Consider the following 18,695-nt stretch of genomic DNA (forward strand, 5'->3'; position numbering starts at 1 on the left):
ATACTGGTGGCGAATCTACTGAGTTGGCCAATTCACAGGACATTAAGTTTGAATAACTCTGGACCAGCGGGGTTGTCGTCTACTAGCCTTCCCAACTGTTGCACTCGTGTTGACTACGAGGCCTTGGGAGTCGGTGAGCGCCAAGCATTCGGTGGCGACAGCCGCCGGCTTCGCCGCCTCGGTCCACCACGAGGGCAGCCACGGTTGCGGTCCGTCTTTGCCGGCGCTCCAGCCGGTCGCCGGGTGGAGCACGGCAGAGCGGATCGCGCCGCGCGCCGGGGCCGCACCGGGTAGAGAACACTTGCTCGAGCGGCTTCATCAACCGGGGGGTTGAAAGGCAGACCCTGTGGTTGGGGAGATGGATGGAGCTTGATGCTCAAGCACTTCCGCTTACGCGCGGACAGCTAGACATCTGGCTTGCGCAGGCAACGGGTCACTCCAGCACCGAGTGGCAGCTCGGCCTGTTCGTGCGCATCGACGGCCGCGTCGAGCGCGACGCGTTGCACTGGGCGATCCGGCAGGCGGTGCAGGAGGCTGAACCCGCCCGTGTCGCGTTCTTCGAGGTGGACGGCGCGGTCTACCAGCGGGCGATCGAGCATCCGGACGTCGAGCTGACCTTCGACGACCTGAGCGGCCTGGACGACCCGGTGGCCGAGGCCCGCCGCCGGGCGCTGGCGATCCAGCGCACGCCGATGCCGCTGTCCGGGCCGTTGTTCCGGTTCGCCCTCTTTGCGACCCGGCGGGACCAGTTCTACTTGTTCGCCTGCTGCCACCACATCGTCATCGACGGCACCGGCGTCGGGCTGGTCGGTCACCGCATCGCCTCCATCTACTCCGCGATCGTCGCCGCCGGACCCATCCCGACGGCCGTCTTCGGCTCGCTGCGGGAGCTGGTCGAGTGCGAGTCGCACTACGAATCCTCGGCCGACTACCGCGACGACGAGGCCTACTGGCTGGCGAACCTTCCGCCCGAAACCACCCGGCTGCCGGCCGCCCCGGCGCAGCGTGACCCGTGGCCGTCGGCGCCGGTGCCGCTGGACGCCGACGTCGTGCGCCGGGTGCGCCGGCTGTCGGAGGTCTGGGGCGTCTCGCAGACCTCGGTCATCACCGCGGCCTGCGCCCTGCTGGTGCGGGCCTGGGACGGCGACGGCTCCGGCGTCGTGCTCGACTTCCCGGTCAGCCGGCGGGTGCGCCCGGAGCTCAAGACGCTGCCCGGGATGGTCGCCGGGGTGGTGCCGCTGGTGTTGAGCCTGGCGCCGCAGTGCACGGTCGCCGCCTTCTGCCGGCACGTCGAGACCCGCATCGACGAGGCGATCCAGCACCAGCGATTCCCGGTGCACGCGCTGGAGCGCAAGGTCCGCGGCTTGGCCCGGCCGCCCGAACGGGTGAGCGTCAACTTCATCCCGTCGGCATTCACCCTGCCGTTCGGCGGCGTCACCGCGTCGGCGTCGTACACCAACTCCGGCCAGGCCGACGGGTTCGGGTTGATCTTCTCCAGCGACGGCGACGAGCTGTTCTTCAGCACGGCGGGTAGCTGGGCACCGTGGTCGGGGCTGGGCGCTGCCGAGTTGGCCGACCGGCTGCAAGGGGTGCTGACGGCGATGACCGCCGATCCCACCCGGCCGTTGCGGTCGCTGCAGCTGCTCGACCAGAGCGGGCGCGACCGACTCGATCTGTTCGGCCGCCGCGCCGCGCTGTCCGAGCCGCTGGCACCGGTGTCGGTGGTGGACCTGTTCGCGGCGCAGGTGGCCCGCACACCGGACGCGGTGGCGCTGACGTGCCGGGGCCGGTCGATGACGTACCGCGAGCTCGACCTGGCGGCCAACCGGCTGGCGCACGCGTTGATCGATCGTGGCGCCGGCCCGGGCGAGCTTGTGGCCCTGGTGTTTTCGCGCTCGGCTGAGGCGATCGTGGCGATTTTGGCGGTGCTGAAATCCGGTGCGGCGTACCTGCCGATCGACCCGGCACTGCCGGCGGCCCGCATCGAGTTCATGCTGGCCGACGCCGCCCCGATCGCCGCGGTCGGCACCGCGGCGCTGGCCGGCACGTTGGACGGGTTCGAGCTGCCGGTCATCGACGTCGACGATCCGGCGCTGGCCGGCCAACCCGGCACGGCACCGCCGACGCCGGCCCCGGACGACCTGGCCCACCTCATCTACACCTCGGGCACCACCGGCGTGCCGAAAGGTGTTGCGGTGACTCACCATAACGTTGCGCAGTTGTTCGACGACCTGCGCATCGGCATCGAGTTGTCGGCGCAGCAGGTGTGGACCCAATTCCATTCCTACGCTTTCGATTTCTCGGTGTGGGAGATCTGGGGTGCGCTGCTGCACGGCGGCCGCCTGGTGGTGGTGCCCGACGCGGTGACCCAAGCTCCCGACGAGTTGCACGCGCTGCTGGTCGACGAGGGCGTCACCGTGCTGACGCAGACCCCGTCGGCGGTCTCGACCCTGTCGCCGCACGGGCTGGACTCGGTGGCGCTGGTGGTCGGCGCCGAGCCGTGCCCGGCCGAGCTGGTGGATCGGTGGGCGCCGGACCGGGTGATGGTCAACGTCTACGGCCCCACCGAAACCACCATGTGGGCCTCCCACAGCGCGCCGCTGACCGCGGGATCCGGCGTGCCGCCCATCGGCTGGCCTGTGCGCGGGGCGGCCTTCTTTGTGTTGGACGGCTGGTTGTGTCCGGTGCCGGTGGGTGTGGTCGGGGAGTTGTACGTGGCGGGTGTGGGTGTGGGAGTGGGGTATTGGGGGCGTGGGGGGTTGACGGCATCGCGCTTTGTGGCGTGTCCGTTTGGTGGGGTGGGGGTGCGGATGTATCGGACGGGGGATTTGGTGCGGTGGGGTGTGGGTGGGGGGTTGGAGTTTGTGGGGCGGGTTGATGAGCAGGTGAAGGTGCGGGGGTATCGGATTGAGTTGGGTGAGGTTCGTGCGGCGTTGTTGGGGGTTGAGGGTGTGGAGCAGGCGGTGGTGCTTGCTCGTGAGGATGGGGTCGGTGAGCGGCGGCTTGTCGGCTATGTGACCGGAGCCGCTGACCCGGTCGAGATTCGGGCCCGGTTGGGTCAGCGGCTCCCTTCTTTTATGGTGCCGTCGGCGGTGGTGGTGCTTGATGTGTTGCCGTTGACGGTGGGCGAGAAGGTGGATGTGGGGGCGTTGCCGGCGCCGGTGTTGGGGGGTGGGGGTTTTCGGGCGCCGGTGGGGGTGGTTGAGGAGGTTTTGGCGGGGGTTTTTGGTCAGGTGTTGGGGGTGGGGCGGGTTGGGGTTGAGGATTCGTTTTTTGATTTGGGGGGTGATTCGCTGTCGGCGATGCGGTTGATCGCGGCGGTCAATGGTGTGTTGGGTGCTGGGGTTTCGGTGCGTACGTTGTTTGAGGCGCCTACGGTTGCGCAGTTGGCGCCTCGGGTGCGCGGTGGTGGCCGCACGCTTGCTCGGGTGGTGGCGGGTGAGCGGCCGGCGGTGGTTCCGTTGTCGTTTGCCCAGTCCCGGTTGTGGTTCCTCGACCAACTGCACGGGCCGTCCCCGGTGCACAACATGGCCATCGCGCTGCACCTGCGCGGATCGTTGGATACCGACGCCATGGGCGCCGCGCTGCTCGACGTGGTGGGCCGGCACGAGAGCCTGCGTACCGTGTTCGCCGTCTGCGACGGCACACCGCACCAGGTCGTCATCCCCGCCGAACAAGCCGACATCGGCTGGCGGGTGATTGACGCCAACGGATGGCCGGCGAGCCGGCTGAACGACGCCATCGACGCGATAGCCGGCCACCGATTCGACCTGTGCCACGAAATCCCTTTGCGCGCACAGCTTTTCCGCCTCGCCGAGGACGAGCATGTGCTGGTGGCGGTGGCCCATCATATCGCCGCGGACGGATGGTCGCTGACCCCGCTGGTGCGCGACCTCGGCGCGGCCTACGTCCGCCGATCATCCGGGCGGGGCCCGGATTGGGGGCCGTTGCCGGTGCAGTACATCGATTACGCGCTGTGGCAGCGGGCGCAGTTCGGTGATCTCGAGGACCCGGACAGTCCGATCGCGGGGCAGTTGCGTTATTGGCAGGAGGCGTTGGCCGGGTTGCCCGAGCGGTTGGCGTTGCCGACGGATCGGCCGTATCCGGCGGTGGCTGATCATCGTGGGGCTCGGGTGGACATCGACTGGCCGGCGTCGCTGCAGCAGCAGATATCGGCCCTGGCCCGGGTGCATAACGCGACCAGTTTCATGGTGGTGCAGGCCGGCTTGGCGGTGCTGCTGGCCAAGCTCGGTGCGAGTTGTGATGTGGCGGTGGGTTTTCCGATTGCCGGGCGTGGTGACCCGGCTCTTGATGACCTGGTCGGGTTCTTCGTCAACACCCTGGTGCTGCGCGTCGATTTGTCCGGTGATCCCACCGTCGGCGAAATCCTGGCCCGGGTGCGCCAACGCAGCCTGGCCGCCTACGAACACCAGGACGTGCCCTTCGAAATCCTGGTCGAGCGGCTCAACCCCACCCGATCGCTGGCCCACCACCCACTGATTCAGGTGATGTTGACCTGGCGCGGCGACGATCCGACGCGGCTGCGCCTGGGCGAGCTGGAGGTCGCGGCGCTGCCGATCGACATCGGCACCGCTCGAATGGATCTGACCTTCTCCCTGTGCGAACGCTGGACCGAGGAGGGCCGGCCCGCCGGCATCGCCGGAACGGTGGAATTCCGCACCGACGTCTTCGACGCGGACACCATCCGCACCCTCACCGAGCGGCTGCGCCGGGTGCTCGACGTCCTGACCGCCGACCCGGGCCGGCACCTCTCGTCGATCGAGGTGCTCGAGGACACCGAGTTTGCCCGGCTCGACATATTCGGCAACCGCGCGGCGCTGGGCCGGTCAACGACGGGCGCCTCGGTGCCCGCGCTGTTCGGCGCCTGGGCGCAGCGGGTGCCGGGGGCGGTGGCGATCAGCAGCGCGGACCGCTGCTGGACCTATCGGGAGGTCGACGAGACAGCGAATCGGCTGGCGCACTTGCTGATTCAGCACGGCGTGGACCGGGGGCAGTACGTGGGGTTGCTGCTGGACCGTTCCGCCGAGGCGGTCGTCGCGATCCTGGGGGTACTGAAGGCGGGCGCGGCGTACGTGCCGATGGATCCGGCGGTGCCGGCGGCGCGGATAGCCTTCATCGTCGCCGACGCCGATCTGCGGGTGGTGGTGACCGATGCGGGATCGCGCTCCCGGCTGACCGGGCTCGGCGCGGCGATCGTCGACCTCGACGATCCGGCGTTGGCGGACTACCCGGCCACCGAACCGGCCGGCCCGGGCCCGGCCGCCGGCGACATCGCCCACGTGATCTACACCTCGGGCACCACCGGCGAACCCAAGGGAGTGGCCGTCAGCCACCGCAACATCACCCAACTGTTCGCGTCGCTGGACACCGGCATCACCCTGGGACCGGATCAGGTGTGGAGCCAGTGCCATTCGCTGGCATTCGACTTCTCGGTGTGGGAGATCTGGGCCGCGCTGCTGCACGGCGGGCGGCTCGTGGTGGTGTCCGACGCGGTGGCCCGCTCACCGGATGACCTGCGGCGCTTGCTGATTCGCGAGCGCGTCACGGTGTTGACGCAGACGCCGTCGGCGGCCGGGGCACTGTCGCCGCAGGGGCTGGACTCGGTCGCCCTGGTGATCGGGGCGGAGCCGTGCCCGCCCGAGTTGGTGGACCGCTGGGCGCCGGACCGGGTGATGATCAACGTCTACGGGCCGACCGAGACCACCATGTGGGTGTCGCACAGTAGGCCGTTGGCGGCGGGCTCGGGCGCACCGCCGATCGGGTCGCCGGTGGCCGGGGCATCGTTTTTCGTGTTGGACCCCTGGTTATGCCCGGCCCCGGTGGGGGTCACGGGGGAGCTGTATGTGGCGGGCGCCGGGGTGGGCGCCGGCTATGTGGGCCGCGCGGCCTTGACGGCGTCGCGGTTTGTCGCCTGCCCGTTCGGTGGTACCGGCACCCGCATGTACCGCACCGGCGACCTGGTCCGCTGGGGTGCCGACGGGCAGCTGCACTACGTGGGCCGGGCCGACGAGCAGGTCAAGATTCGCGGGTATCGCATCGAGCTCGGCGAAATCCGTTCCGCGCTCACCGATCTCGACGGCGTCGAGCAGGCTGCGGTGATCGCCCGAGAGGACAGCCCCGGTCACAAACGCCTGGTCGCCTACCTCACCGGGACCGCCGACCCCGCGCAGGTCCGCACCCAGCTGGCCGACCGGCTGCCCGGCTACATGCTGCCGTCGGCGGTGCTGGCGCTCGACGCGCTGCCGCTGACGGTCAACGGCAAGCTGGACACCCGCGCCCTGCCCGCCCCCGAGCTCCGCGCCGAAAACCGTTACCGCGCACCGCAAAACCCCACCGAGGAAAGCCTGGCCGACGTCTACGCCCGCCTCCTCGGACTGGAACGGGTAGGGGTCGACGATTCCTTCTTCGAACTCGGCGGCGACTCGCTGTCGGCCATGCGGCTGATCACCGCGGTCAACGCCGAGTTGGACGCCGACCTGACCGTCCGCGCCCTGTTCGAGGCACCCACCGTCGCCCAACTGGCGCCCCGCGTCGCGGCCGGCACCGGCAGGGCCGGGCGATTGGTGGCCGCGGAACGCCCGGCGGTGCTGCCGCTGTCGTTCGCCCAATCCCGGCTGTGGTTCATCGACCAGTTGCACGGCCCGTCGCCCGTGTACAACATGGCGGTCGCATTGAACCTGCGCGGGCCGCTGGACACGGACGCGCTGGGCGCCGCCCTGGGCGACGTGGTGGCCCGCCACGAGAGCCTGCGTACCCTGTTCCCGGCGCCCGACGGGGCACCCCGACAAGTGGTGCTCGAGGCCGAACGCGCCGAGGTCGATTGGCAGGTCGTCGACGCGGCGCGGTGGCCGGCGTCCTGGCTGGCGGAGGCCACCCACGAGGCAGCGCGCTACACCTTCGACCTGGCCACCGAGATCCCCTTGCGCGCATGGCTTTTCCGGCGCAACCACGACGAGCACGTGCTGGTGGCGGTGGTCCACCACATCGCCGCGGACGGATGGTCGCTGACCCCGCTGGTGCGCGACCTGGGCGCCGCGTATGCCAGCCGGTGCCGCGGGCGGCCCCCGGACTGGGCGCCGCTGCCGGTGCAGTACGCCGACTACACGCTGTGGCAGCGAGCGCAATTCGGTGACCTCGACGACCCCGACAGCCCGATCGCCACCCAACTGCAGTACTGGCAGCGAGCCCTGGCCGGGATGCCGGAACGCGTCGCGCTGCCCACCGATCGGCCCTACCCGCTGGTCGCCGACCATCTCGGCGCGAGCGTGCAGGTACACTGGCCGGCCGAACTGCAGCAGCACATCGCCCAGCTGGCCCGGACGCACAACGCCACCAGCTTCATGGTGGTGCAGGCCGCCCTGGCGGTGCTGCTGTCCACCCTGAGTGCGAATCCCGATGTGGCCGTTGGTTTCCCGATCGCCGGCCGGCGCGACCCCGCGCTGGACGACGTGGTCGGGTTTTTCGTCAACACCCTGGTGCTGCGCGTCGACCTGGCCGACGACCCCAGTATCGCCGAGCTGCTGGGCCAGGTGCGCCACCGCAGCCTGCAGGCCTACGAAAACCAGGACGTGCCCTTCGAGCTACTGGTGGAACGGCTGAACCCCACCCGCAGCCTCGCCCACCATCCGCTGGTCCAGGTGATGCTGGCCTGGCAGAACAACGACCCGGTCGATGTGAGCCTGGGCGACGTGCACGTCACGCCGATGCCACTGGAAAACCAGGTCGCCCGAATGGATCTGGTGTGGTCGCTGGCCGAACGCTGGACAGCGGACGGCCGGCCCGACGGCATCGACGGCACGGTGGAGTTCCGCACCGACGTCTTCGACGCGGCCAGCATCGAAACACTCGTGCGCCGCTTGCAGCGGGTGTTGCTCGCCATGACCGCCGATCCCGCCCGGCCGGTGTCGTCGATCGACATCCTCGACGAACCGGAGTACGCCCACCTCGACGCGCTCGGCAACCGTGCCGCGCTGACCCGACCGGCGACCGGGTGGGTGTCGATTTCGCAGCTGTTCGCCGCCCAGGTGGCGCGCACCCCCGAGGCGGTGGCGATCAGCTGCGGCGAGCGGTCCTGGACCTACCGCGAACTCGACTCGTCGGCAAACCGGCTGGCGCGCGTGCTGGCCGGCCGGGGCGCCCGCCCGGGCGAGCGGGTCGCCGTGCTGGTCCCGCGGTCCGCCGGCGCGGTGGTGTCCATCCTGGCGGTGCTCAAGACCGGCGCCGCGTACGTCCCGATCGACCCCGGATTGCCCTCGGCGCGAATCGATTTCATGCTCGCCGACGCCGTGCCCGTCGTCACGGTCACCACCGCCGAACTGCGCGCTTCGGCCGGCGACCCAGATCGGGTCGTCGCCATCGACGACCCTGCCCCGCACGTCCCGCGCATCGGCGGGCGGGCGGCCCCGGCGCCGGATGACATCGCCTACGTCATCTACACCTCCGGCACCACCGGCGTTCCCAAGGGGGTCGCGGTCACTCACCACAACGTCACCCAGCTGCTTGGCTCGCTGGACGACCGATTGGGCCTCGGCCGGGTATGGAGCCAGTGCCATTCGCTGGCGTTCGACTTCTCGGTGTGGGAGATCTTCGGCGCGCTGCTGCGCGGCGGGCGGCTGGTCATCGTGCCCGACGACGTCGTCCGGTCGCCGGAAGACCTGCACGCCTTGCTGATCGGCGAGGGCGTCACCGTGCTGAGCCAGACCCCGTCGGCGGCGGCGGCGTTGTCGCCGGAACGGCTGGAATCGGTGGCGCTGGTGCTCGGCGGTGAGGCCTGCCCGGTCGAGCTGATGGACCGCTGGGCGCCCGGCCGGCTGATGGTCAACCAGTACGGGCCCACCGAGACCACGCTGTACGCGACGATGACCACGCCGCTGCGTGCGGGCGGCGCCGCGGTGCCGATCGGCTCGCCGGTGCCCGGGGCGGCGCTGTTCGTGCTGGACGGCCGGCTGCGCCGGGTGCCGCCCGGCGTGGTGGGCGAGCTGTACGTGGCCGGCCGCGGTGTGGCCGCCGGCTATCTCGGCCGCGCGGCCTTGACGGCGTCGCGGTTTGTCGCCTGCCCGTTCGGTGGTACCGGCACCCGCATGTACCGCACCGGCGACCTGGCGCGCTGGGGTGCCGACGGGCAGCTGCACTACGTGGGCCGGGCCGACGAGCAGGTCAAGATTCGCGGGTTCCGCATCGAGCTCGGCGAAATCCGTTCCGTGCTGGCCGGTTTGGACGGGGTGGAGCAGGCCGCGGTGATCGCCCGCGACGACGGCGCCGGGCACCCGCGACTGGTGGCCTACATCACCGGCACCGCGGACCCGGCCGAGCTGCGCGCGCAGCTGGCCGACCGACTGCCCGGCTACATGGTGCCCTCGGCGGTGGTGGTGCTGGACGCGCTGCCGCTGACCGGCAACGGCAAGCTGGACACCCGCGCCCTGCCCGCACCCGACTACGCCGGCGGCCGTTACCGGGCCCCGGGCGACGCGATCGAGGAGATCCTGGCCGGCATCTACGCCCAGGTGCTGGGCGTGGAGCGGGTCGGGGTGGACGACTCGTTCTTCGACCTGGGCGGCGACAGCATCCTGTCCATGCAGGTGGTGGCACGGGCCCGGGCCGCCGGCGTGATGTGCACGGCCCGAGACGTTTTCGTCGAACAGACGGTGGCCCGGCTGGCCCGGGTCGTCACCGTGGCCGCCGCCGACGGCGAGTTGGGCGCGGCCGACGAGGGGATCGGGCCGGTGCAGCCCACCCCGATCATGCGCTGGCTGCAGGACATCGACGGCCCGATCGACGAGTTCAACCAGACCATGGTGCTGGCCGCCCCGGCGGGGGTGAGCCAATCCGACGTGGCGGTGGTGCTGCAGGCGCTGCTGGATCGGCATCCGATGCTGCGGCTGTGCCTCGACGACGACGGCGCCGGCGGCTGGGACCTGCACGTGCCGCCCCCCGGTTCGGTTGACGCCCGCCCCATCCTGCGCACCGTCGATGTGCTCTCCGAGGCCGCGCTGGCCCGGGCCCGGGCCCGGCTGAACCCCGGCGCCGGCCTGATGCTGTCCGCGGTATGGGCAAGCGCCACCAACGAATTGGCCCTGGTTGTTCATCACCTGGCGGTTGATGGGGTGTCGTGGCGGACGTTGATCGAGGACATCAACATCGCCTGGGCGCAGCATCAGGGTGGTCAGGAGATCGCGTTGCCGGTGCCGGGCACGTCGTTTGGGCGGTGGTCGTCGATTCTGGCCGAGTACGCCAAGAGTCCGGCGGTGGTGGCTGCGGCGGCGGCGTGGCAGCAGGTGGTGGCCACGCCGGCGGTGTTGCCGGCGGTGGGGCCCGATGACACGTATGCGTCGGCGGGGCAGTTGTCGGCGTCGCTGGATGTGCAGACCACCCGGTTGTTGTTGGGGGAGGTGCCGGCGGCGTTTCACGCTGGGGTGCAAGACATTTTGTTGATTGCGTTCGGGTTGGCCTGCACGGAGTTCGTGGGTGGTGGCGCGCCGATCGGTATCGACGTGGAGGGTCACGGGCGGCACGAGGAGATCGCCTCGGGGGTGGATCTGTCTCGTACGGTGGGCTGGTTCACCACGAAATATCCTGTGGCACTGAGGATGGGCCGGCGTCTGGATTGGGCGCGGGTGGTGGCGGGGGAGGCCGCGCTGGGCGCGGTGATCAAGGATGCCAAGGAGCAGTTGCGGGCGCTGCCCGACGGCCTGAGCTACGGGTTGCTGCGCTACTTGAACCCCGAGATCGAGGTGCAGGGGCCGGATCCGGTGATCGGATTCAACTACCTGGGCCGGCTCGGCGGCGCGGCCGCCGACCTGTCCGAGGAGATGTGGCGGGTCAGCGCCGACAGCCTGTCATCGGCCGCGGTGGCAACGGCCGTGCCAATGCCGTTGGGACATACCGTCGAACTCAACGCCGGCACCATGGACACCGACGCCGGCCCGCAGTTGCACGCCAACTGGACCTGGGCGCGCTCCGTGCTCACCGACGAGCAGCTAAACCGGTTGAGCCGGTTGTGGTTCGAGGCGCTGACCGGCATCTGCGCGCACGTGCAGGCCGGCGGCGGCGGGCTGACGCCGTCCGACATCGCGCCCACCCGCCTCGACCAAGGCCGGATCGAGCAGCTGGAACGGCGCTACGACGTCGCCGACATCCTGCCGCTGACCCCGCTGCAGCAGGGGCTGCTGTTCCACGCGACCGGAAGCCATGCCGAGGGCGACGTCTACGCGGTGCAGCTGAGCGTCACGCTGCGCGGCGCCCTCGACCCGCACCGGCTACACCGCGCCCTGCACACCGTCGTCACCCGCCACCCGAACCTGGCCGCCCGCTTCTGCCCCGAGCTCGGCGAGCCGGTGCAGATCATTCCCGCCGAACCCGAAATAGCTTGGCGCTACCTCGAACTCGACGCCAGCGACGTCGACGAACAGCTCGAGCAGCTGTCCGCGGACGAACGCGCCGCGGTGCGAGAGCTCGGCGACCGCCCGCCGTTTGGCGCCGCGCTGATCCGCACCGCGGACACGGAACACCGGTTCGTGCTCACCGTCCACCACCTGGTGATGGACGGTTGGTCGCTGCCGGTGCTGCTGCAGGAAATCTTCGCCTGCTACTACGGTGCCCGGCTGCCGGCGCCGGCGCCGTACCGCGGCTTCGTCACCTGGCTGGCGGCCCGCGACGTGCCGGCCGCCCGCGCCGCATGGCGCGCGGTGCTCGACGGTTTCGACACCCCCACCCTGGTGGCCCCGCGGGGTGCCGACGCGCCCGGGCGGCGCGGGGTCGCCTCGTTCCGGATGGCGGCCGAAACCACCAGCGCGGTAAGCGAACTCGCACGCCGCCGCCGCACCACCGTCAACACCGTGTTGCAGGCCGCCTGGGCGCAGCTGCTGATGATGCTGACCGGCCAGCACGACGTCGCGTTCGGCACCGCCGTCTCCGGCCGGCCGGCCGAGCTGCCCGGCGCCGAGTCGATGGTCGGGCTGTTGATCAACACCGTCCCGGTGCGCGCCCGCGCCGCCGCGGCGACCACCATCGCGGATCTCCTCGACCAGCTGCAGTGCGCCCACAACGACACCGTGGAGCATCAGCATTTGGGACTCAACGAAATCCACCGCGTCACCGGACAGGACCAACTCTTCGACACCCTGCTGGTCTACGAGAACTATCCGATCGACACCGCCGCGCTGTCGGCCGCCGACGACCTCACCGCCACCGAATTCAGCTGCCACGACTACAACCACTACCCGCTGTCGCTGCAGGTGGTGCCCGGCGACGAACTGGGCCTTCGCCTCGAATTCGACACCGACGTGTTCGACCCGGCGGCCATCGACACCCTGGCCGACCGGTTGCGGAGGCTGCTGGCCGCCATGCCCGCCGACCCGGACCGCCCGTTGCGATCACTGGACCTGCTCGACTCCACCGAGCACACCCGGCTGCAACGGTGGGGCAACCGGCCGGCGCTGAGCCGGCCGGCAACCGGGCCGTCGCTGCCGGAGTTGTTCACCGCACAGGTCGCCAACGCTCCGCACGCCGTCGCGCTGCGCTGCGCCGGCCGCTCGATGACCTATCGCGAACTCGACGAGGCGTCGACCCGGCTGGCCCACCTGCTGGCCGGCCACGGCGCCACCCCGGGTTGCTTTGTGGCACTGCTGTTTTCCCGGTCGGCCGAGGCGATCGTCGCGATGCTGGCGGTGCTGAAAACCGGCGCGGCCTACCTGCCGATCGACCCGGCGCTGCCGGCGACCCGCATCGAGTTCATGCTCGGCGACGCCGCACCCGTCGTCGCGGTCAGCACCGCCGGCCTGCGCGCCCGGCTGGAGGCCTTCGGCCTGCCGGTCGTCGACGTCGCCGCCACCGGCGCCCAGCCCGGCGGCCCGTTGCCGCCGCCCGCGCCCGACAACATCGCCTATCTGCTCTACACGTCCGGGACCACCGGCGTCCCCAAAGGCGTTGCGGTCACCCACCGCAACGTCGCCCAGCTGCTCGAGTCCCTGCACGCGTCGCTGCCCGGCACCGGGGTGTGGTCGCAGTGCCACTCCTACGGCTTCGACGTCTCGGTCCAGGAGATCTGGGGCGCCCTGGCCGGCGGGGGCGGGCTGGTGGTGGTGCCCGAGTCGGTGACCAGCTCACCCGACGAGCTGCACGCGCTGCTGATCGCCGAGAACGTCACCGTGCTCAGCCAGACACCGTCGGCGCTGGCGGCGCTGTCACCACGAAACCTGCACGTGGCGTTGGTGATCGGCGGCGAGCCCTGCCCGGCCGCGCTCGCCGACCGGTGGGCGCCCGGCCGGGTGATGATCAACGCCTACGGCCCCACGGAAACCACCGTCGACGCGGTGCTCAGCACACCGCTGGCCGCCGGCGCCGGAGCACCCCCACTCGGCTCCCCGGTAGCAGGTGCGACGCTGTTCGTGCTGGATGGATGGCTGCGGCCGGTGCCTGCCGGTGTGACCGGCGAGCTCTATATCGCCGGCGCCGGGGTGGCCGCCGGCTATCTGGGCCGCGCCGGTCTGACGGCGGCGCGGTTCGTGGCCTGCCCGTTCGGCGGCGCCGGTGCGCGAATGTACCGCACCGGCGATCTGGTGCGCTGGGATCGCGACGGCCGGCTGCACTACTTCGCCCGGGCCGATCAGCAGGTCAAGATCCGCGGCCACCGCATCGAGCTGGGCGAAATCCATTCTGCGCTGGCCGAACTGGACGGCGTCGAGCAGGCGGCGGTGATCGCCCGCGAGGACCGCCCCGGCGAGAAACGGATCGTCGGCTACCTCACCGGCACCGCCGACCCGGCGGCGATCCGCGCCCGGCTGGCCGAGCGGTTGCCGGCCTACATGGTTCCCGCCGCGGTGCTGGCGATCGAGGCGCTGCCGTTGACTCCCAACGGGAAACTGGACGCCCGGGCCCTGCCAGCGCCGGAATACGCGGGCGGGGCATACCGGGCGCCATCCACTCCCACCGAGGAGATCATCGCCGGCATCTACACCCAGGTGCTTGGCCTGCACAGGGTTGGTGTCGACGACTCGTTCTTCGACCTGGGCGGTGATTCGCTGTCGGCGATGCGGGTGATCGCCGCCGTCAACGCCGGCCTCGACGCCCGGCTGTCGGTGCGAGTGTTGTTCGAAGCGCCCACCATTGCGCAACTGGCGGCGCGCCTCGGCGAAGGCGGGCACCGGTTCGCCGCGGTGGTGGCCGCCGAGCGGCCGGCGGTGGTGCCGTTGTCGTTCGCGCAGTCGCGGCTGTGGTTCATCGGCCAGCTGCACGGGCCGTCCCCGGTGTACAACATGGTGGCCGCGCTGCGGCTGCACGGGCCGGTGGACATCGGCGCGCTGGGCGCCGCACTGCATGATGTCGTGACCCGGCACGAGAGCCTGCGCACGGTGTTCGCCGCGACCGACGGGACGCCCGCCCAAGTGGTGCTGCCGCCCGACCGTGCCGACATCGGCTGGCAGGTCATCGACGCCAGTGGCTGGTCGCCGGCCCGAGTGGATGACGCCATCCGCGACACCGCCCGGCATACCTTTGACCTTGCTGCTGAAATTCCTTTGCGTGCAGTGCTTTTGCGGTGTGGTGACGAGGAGCATTTGTTGGTGGCGGTGGTGCATCATATTGCCGCGGACGGGTGGTCGTTGACGCCGTTGGTGCGTGACTTGGCGCGGGCGTATGCGAGTCGGTCGGCGGGGCGGGTCCCGGATTGGGTGCCGTTGCCGGTGCAGTATGTCGATTACACGTTGTGGCAGCGCGCCCAGTTCGGTGACCTCGACGACCCGCACAGCCTGATCGCCGGTCAGCTGCGCTACTGGGAAAGCGCGTTGGCGGGCATGCCCGAGCGGTTGGAATTGCCCACCGATCGGCCGTATCCGGTGGTGGCCGATTTCCGCGGCGCCAGCGTGACCATTGATTGGCCGGCGCAGTTGCAGCAGCAAATATCGCGGTTGGCCGGCGCGCATAATGCCACCAGTTTCATGGTGGTGCAGGCCGCGTTGGCGGTGCTGCTGGCCAAGGTGAGCGCGAGTTCGGATGTGGCGGTGGGCTTTCCGATCGCTGGGCGGCGCGACCCGGCGCTGGATGACGTGGTGGGTTTTTTCGTCAACACCTTGGTGCTGCGGGTGGACGTCTCTGGTGATCCGACGGTGGGCGAGCTGGTGGCGCGGGTGCGGCAACGCAGCCTGGCTGCCTATGAGCATCAGGATGTGCCGTTCGAGGTGCTGGTGGAGCGGCTCAACCCGGCCCGCAGCCTGGCGCACCATCCGCTGGTGCAGGTGATGTTGGCCTGGCAGAACATCGAGCCCACCGAGCTGAGCCTGGGGCAGGTGCGGGTGACTCCGCTGCCGGTGGATACCCGCACCGCCCGGATGGATCTGGCCTGGTCGCTGGCCGAACGCTGGACATCCGACGGCTCACCCGCCGGTATCGGGGGAGCGGTCGAATTCCGCACCGACGTGTTCGACACCGCCACGGTCGAGGCGTTGACCCAGCGACTGCGGCGGGTGCTGGCGGCCATGACCGCCGACCCCGGCCGCCGGTTGTCCTCGATCGACCTGCTCGACCCCGACGAGCACGCCCGCCTCGATGCCCTCGGCAACCGCGCAGCACTGACCCGACCACAACACCCGCCCACCTCCATCCCGGAGGTATTCGCCGCGCACGTCGCCCGCACCCCGCACGCGGTGGCCGTCACTTGCGGGCGGCGTTCGTGGACCTACCGTGAACTGGACTCCTCGGCAAACCGGTTGGCGCACTTGCTCATCCACCACGGCGCAGGGCCGGGCGATTGCGTGGCACTGCTGCTCGAGCGTTCCGCCGAGGCCGTCGCGGCCATCCTGGGGGTGCTCAAGGCCGGGGCCGCCTACCTGCCCATCGACCCCAGCCTGCCCAGCGCACGGATCGAGTTCATGCTCACCGACGCCGCACCCGCGGCCGTGCTCACCAGCACCGAATTCCATTGCCGCCTACAGGAGTACGACCAGACCGTCATCGACGTCGACGACCCGTCGATCCGGGAACAACCCGTCACCGCACCACCCGCACCCGCCCCGGACAATATCGCCTACCTCATCTACACCTCGGGCACCACCGGCGTCCCCACAGGCGTCGCGGTCACCCACCGCAACGCCACCCAGCTGTTCGCGTCGCTGGGAGCCGCCGGCCTGCCCGCCGCACCCGGAAAGGTGTGGGGCCAGTGCCATTCGCTGGCCTTCGACTTCTCAGTGTGGGAGATCTTCGGCGCGCTCCTGAACGGCGGGCGCGTGCTGGTGGTGCCCGACGACGTGGTCCGCTCGCCAAAAGACCTGCACGCCTTGCTCGTTGCGGAACGCGTCGACATGTTGACCCAGACGCCGTCCGAGGTGGGCGTGCTCTCACCCGACGGTCTGGAGTCGACGACGCTGGCGGTCGCCGGCGAGGCCTGCCCGGTCGAGGTGGTGGACCGCTGGGCGCCCGGCCGGGTGATGATCAACGTCTACGGGCCCACGGAGACCACCATCGTCGCCGCCGTCAGCGCACCGCTGACCCCCGGCCCCGAGGCGCCGCCGATCGGTGCGCCCGTGCCGGGGACCGCGCTGAGAGTGCTCGACGCACACCTGCGGCCGGTGCCCCCCGGTGTGGTCGGCGAGTTGTACGTGGCCGGCGCCGGGGTATCGACCGGCTATCTGGGCCGGCCCGGCCTGACCGCGTCCAGGTTCGTAGCCTGCCCGTTCGGCGGCGCCGGCGAGCGGATGTACCGCACCGGGGACCTGGTCCGGTGGGGCGCCGACGGGCAACTGCAATACCTCGGCCGGGCCGACGAGCAGGTCAAGATCCGCGGCTACCGCATCGAACTCGGCGAAATCCAGTCCGCCCTGGCCGCGCTCGACGGCGTGGACCAGGCCGCCGTCATCGCCCGCGAGGACCGGCCCGGCGACAAGCGGCTGGTCGGCTACGTCACCGGGACCGCCGACCTGGCGCAGCTCCGCACCGCGCTGGCCGAACGGCTGCCCGGCTACATGGTGCCCGCCGCGGTGCTGATGCTGGACGCGCTGCCATTGACACCCAGCGGCAAACTCGACACCGGCGCCCTGCCCGCCCCCGACTACCAGGGCCCCGAGGGCTACCTGGCCCCGGCCGGCGCGGTGGAGGAGATCCTGGCCTGGCTCTACGCCCAGGTGCTGGGGCTGCCGCGGCGGGTCGGGGTGCAGGAATCCTTCTTCGACCTGGGCGGCGACTCGCTGTCGGCCATGCGGCTGGTCGCGGCCATCTACAACGCGCTGGACATCCACCTGCCGGTGCGGGCCGTCTTCGAGGCGCCCTCGGTGCGCAGCCTGAGCCAGCGGCTGAACGCCGATCCCGCTGTGGCGCAAGGCCTTCGGGCCGACTTCGCATCGGTGCACGGCCGCGACGCCACCGAGGTGTACGCCAGCGACCTGACCCTGGACAAGTTCATCGACGCCGCGACGCTGTCCGCCGCACCCGCGCTGCCCGGCCCCGGCGCCGAGGTGCGCACCGTGCTGCTGACCGGCGCCACCGGCTTCGTGGGCCGCTACCTGGTGCTGCAATGGCTGGAACGCCTGGAACTGGCCGACGGGAAACTCATCTGTCTGGTGCGGGCCGCCTCGGACGACGACGCGCGGCGCCGCCTCGAGCGCACTTTCGACAGCGGCGATCCCGCCCTGCTGCGGTACTTCCACGAACTGGCCGCCGACCACCTCGAAGTCATCGCCGGCGACAAGGGCCGCGCCAACCTGGGCCTGGACGATCGGACCTGGCAGCGGCTGGCCGACACCGTCGACCTGATCGTCGACGCGGCGGCCGTCGTCAACGGCGTCCTGCCCTACCAGGAACTGTTCGGCCCCAACGTCGCCGGCACCGCCGAACTGATCCGGCTGGCGCTGTCCACCAGACTCAAGCCGTACAGCTACGTGTCGACCGCCAACGTCGGCGACCAGATCGAGCCGTCGGCGTTCACCGAGGACGCCGACATCCGGGTCGCCGGGCCGATCCGCACCATCGACGGCGGCTACGGCAACGGCTACGGCAACAGCAAGTGGGCCGGTGAGGTGTTGCTGCGCGAGGCGCACGACCTGTGCGGGCTGCCGGTCTCGGTGTTCCGCTGCGACATGATCCTGGCCGACACCAGCTACGCGGGCCAGCTCAACCTGTCGGACATGTTCACCCGGCTGCTGTTCAGCGTGGTGGCCAGCGGCGTGGCGCCGCGCTCGTTCTACCGGCTCGACGCGCACGGCAACCGGCAGCGCGCGCACTTCGACGCGCTGCCGGTCGAGTTCGTCGCCGAGGCGATCGCCACGCTGGGCGCTCAGGTGGGCCGGGACGCCGGCACAGCGTTCGCGACCTACCACGTGATGAACCCGCACGACGACGGGATCGGGCTCGACGAGTACGTCGACTGGCTGATCGAGGCGGGCTACCCGATCGAGCGGGTCGACGACTTCGACCAGTGGCTGCACCGGATGGAGACCGCGCTGCACGCCCTGCCCGAACGGCAGCGCCACCAGTCGGTGCTGCAGCTGCTGGCGCTGCGCAACGCCCGGCACGTGCCGCCGGCCGACCCGGCCCGCGGCTGCCTGGGGCCCACCGAGCGGTTCCGCGCCGCGGTGCAAGAAGCCAAAATCGGCGCCGACAACGACATCCCGCACATCACCGCCCCGGTCATCGTCAAATACGTGACCGACCTCCAGTTGCTGGGCTTGCTCTGAAAGATATTGGGCCGC

Annotated in this window: 1 protein-coding gene; it reads left to right on the top strand. The window is 70.7% G+C overall.

Features of this window, described 5'->3' with window-relative positions; all coding sequences use genetic code 11:
- Positions 1–362 precede the first annotated feature (362 nt).
- Positions 363–18,680, top strand: coding sequence for a non-ribosomal peptide synthetase (locus tag MAA44156_RS06035; protein WP_156649242.1), 18,318 nt, complete (start codon positions 363–365; stop codon positions 18,678–18,680).
- The last annotated feature ends 15 nt before the right edge of the window (positions 18,681–18,695 follow it).

Origin of the sequence: Mycobacterium avium subsp. avium (assembly GCF_009741445.1) — a bacterium.
Lineage (GTDB): Bacteria > Actinomycetota > Actinomycetes > Mycobacteriales > Mycobacteriaceae > Mycobacterium > Mycobacterium avium.